Source organism: Phormidium sp. FACHB-1136 (assembly GCF_014697375.1).
Classification (GTDB): Bacteria; Cyanobacteriota; Cyanobacteriia; order Phormidesmidales; family Phormidesmidaceae; genus Nodosilinea.
In genome coordinates, this window is sequence record NZ_JACJRS010000223.1 from 1 (window position 1) to 2,448 (window position 2,448).

Consider the following 2,448-nt stretch of genomic DNA (forward strand, 5'->3'; position numbering starts at 1 on the left):
GAAAGGCTTTACATCAGCCAGTTTCGGACATGATGGGTCGATTGACTCAGCTCATGTCCGTTTTTCTTGGCGTCCCGCTACCGGATACAGAACTTCCCACTGTCCAGTTTGTAGAGTTAAGTGACCAAAATATGGCGACGTACTGCTGGATTGAGTCGGAAATTTCGCCATCAAGGCCAAGACCTACGAACATCTCTCCCCACAGACCACGAACACAAAGTCTGACCGTCGCACATTCTGGTGACGTTCAACTTTGCCTGAGTGATTTAACTTGAGTCATCGTTATTCTCACAAGACTGATATCGCGCTACAGTCCGCCCTAGACCGTGAGGGTAAAGCTGAGGCCAAAGGTGTGTGCGAGGTCGCAGGTTTGGTGATCGGTGAAGTTGGTGTCACTCAGTTCCAAATTGTAAAAGGTGACGCTGGGATGGGTGAAATATGGCCCCGCGTGCCAGGTGCCCACCGCCAATTTGATAAAGCAATGGCCAGGAATGTGAAACGCCTTGAGGGCGCTGAGGTCGGGCTGGTCGGCTTCCCCTGGAGAAGCTACGGCCATCAGCCAATCCTGATTGGCCGCTGCACCCAAACATTGGGTGCAGCGGCGGTGGCGGGTGATGGTGTGGAACTCGGTACCCGCCTGGGGCAGGGTCATCAGATACAAGCGTGGGATGCCCTGGTTCAGGACTAGCTGGGCATCGTCAGGGCCAAAGGGGGCGGCATCGGCCCTAGGGAAAATCACCTGGCCATAGGGGGCAAAGGCGGCGGCGGTGATGGGTTCTGCCGTCAGGGTTTGCTGGGTGATGGGTTGAAGGGATGGGGGCATGGCCAAGGGATGGGGATGGGGCAATGAATCTGTAAACGGCCCATCATTCCGTCCCTAGGCTACCACTGCCCAACTGGGGAGCATCCATTAACCTTTCTAGTTCAACCATTAAGCTTTTTAATCACTCCTTGGCTATATAGTGTGCAGATCGCTAGAATCAACCCCAATTCCCTAGGGAGAATTCCCGGTGAAGGATTCCCCATCGATCCTTACCCATGGATGATTTCTCCTGGATCATTCCCACCCTTAGCCCAGTCCTTCCCTCACCCCTATTGCCGCCATGGCCCACCCCGCTCCACCAGAGGCGCTTAGCCACATCCCCTCCGGATCGTTAAACATCATGGGCTACGTCAACGAATCGGAGGTGAATGGCCCCGGTTGTCGGGCAGTGGTGTGGGTGCAGGGCTGTTTGCTGCACTGTCCGGGCTGTTTTAATCCGGCCAGTTGGAGTTTTGAGGAAAATCAACTGGTCACCGTCGAAGATTTGGCCCAGCGCATTTTGGCTAACCCCAAGAACCAGGGGGTCACCTTTTCCGGGGGCGAACCCTTCTGGCAAGCCACCGCCCTAGCCCAGCTTGCCGCCCTAGTGAAGGCCGAAGGGTTGACAGTGATGTCTTTTACGGGCTTTACCCTAGAAAAATTGCGCTCTGTCGATGCCCCTCCCGGTGCCCAGAATTTGCTGGATCAACTGGACATATTAATTGATGGGCCATTTGTCGAATCCCAGGCCGTCAATTCGCCCGATTCCCCCGTATCCTCTCGAAATCAGCGGGTTCACATTTTTAACCCCGCCCTAGACAACGCTATTACCTGGGCCAGCGACCAGCTAGAGGTTCACATTTTCAAAGATGGTAGCCGCATTGTCACGGGATATCGAGGGCAATTGCTCACCGACTAACCCCCCATCTAGTCTCAAATTCGGCTGACTGGCCCCCAGTATCAGCGGACGAGGAGACCTCGCCCCTACGGTTGATTGGGCTGGAACTGGGGTCGGGGTGCTTCGCCCTTCGGTGGGGATATCCCGCCGGGGCAAGCCCCCTGTTAATCTATAGCCATCTTGGTTAATTGCCGCTGTTTCTGTACCCTCGTCGGTCATTCTTCTGTGGAATACTTCTCAGGACTGCTTGATACCTCATCCGTGGTGCTGTCGCCAGAATATTTGCAGTTGGCGGATGTGCTAGCCCAGCAAGACCATGGTCGTTGGGGCAATGCGCTGCTGCAACTGGGTTGGAAGCAAGGCGCTCGGTTTGATCCGGTGCGGCAAACCCATCCCCACCTCATGCCCTTCGAGGCGCTGCCGGAGGAGGTGAAGGCCAATAAGCGGCGGACGTTTCTCGACAATTTCAAACTGGTGCTGGCCATGGGCTATCGGCTAGACAGCCATCCCGCCGAGGCCACCCCAGAACCGGGGGCCAATACCACCCCCAGCCCGCCCTTGCAGGTGCCCCAACTGGCGGGGGAAAACAGTCCGGCGAATATTCGGCTGGCCTCTTTGGTGGCCTTGCGCAATGAATTAATGGTAGTGCATTTTAGTGCAGGCTAGAGGAAAAAGCCGGATGACCTTGCTTGGCCAGCTTTTCTCGGATGTTGCGATTGTAGTCATGGATGAACAACCAGATAGCCCC

Annotated in this window: 3 protein-coding genes; 2 read left to right on the forward strand and 1 reads right to left on the reverse strand. The window is 55.7% G+C overall.

From position 1 onward, the window contains the following. Positions 1-319: 319 nt before the first annotated feature. Positions 320-823, reverse strand: a complete 504-nt coding sequence (locus H6G62_RS26750; protein WP_190500835.1) for an ureidoglycolate lyase — start codon at positions 821-823, stop codon at positions 320-322. A gap of 280 nt (positions 824-1,103) precedes the next feature. On the opposite strand from H6G62_RS26750, the gene H6G62_RS26755 reads away from it, so the two are divergent. Together H6G62_RS26755 and H6G62_RS26760 are read left to right on the forward strand one after the other, a co-directional pair. Further along, positions 1,104-1,721: a 4Fe-4S single cluster domain-containing protein gene (locus H6G62_RS26755; protein WP_190500837.1), complete on the forward strand. Its 618-nt coding sequence runs from the start codon at positions 1,104-1,106 to the stop codon at positions 1,719-1,721. Positions 1,722-1,925: 204 nt separating this feature from the next. Further along, positions 1,926-2,366: a RyR domain-containing protein gene (locus tag H6G62_RS26760; protein ID WP_190500838.1), complete on the forward strand. Its 441-nt coding sequence runs from the start codon at positions 1,926-1,928 to the stop codon at positions 2,364-2,366. Positions 2,367-2,448 lie beyond the last annotated feature (82 nt).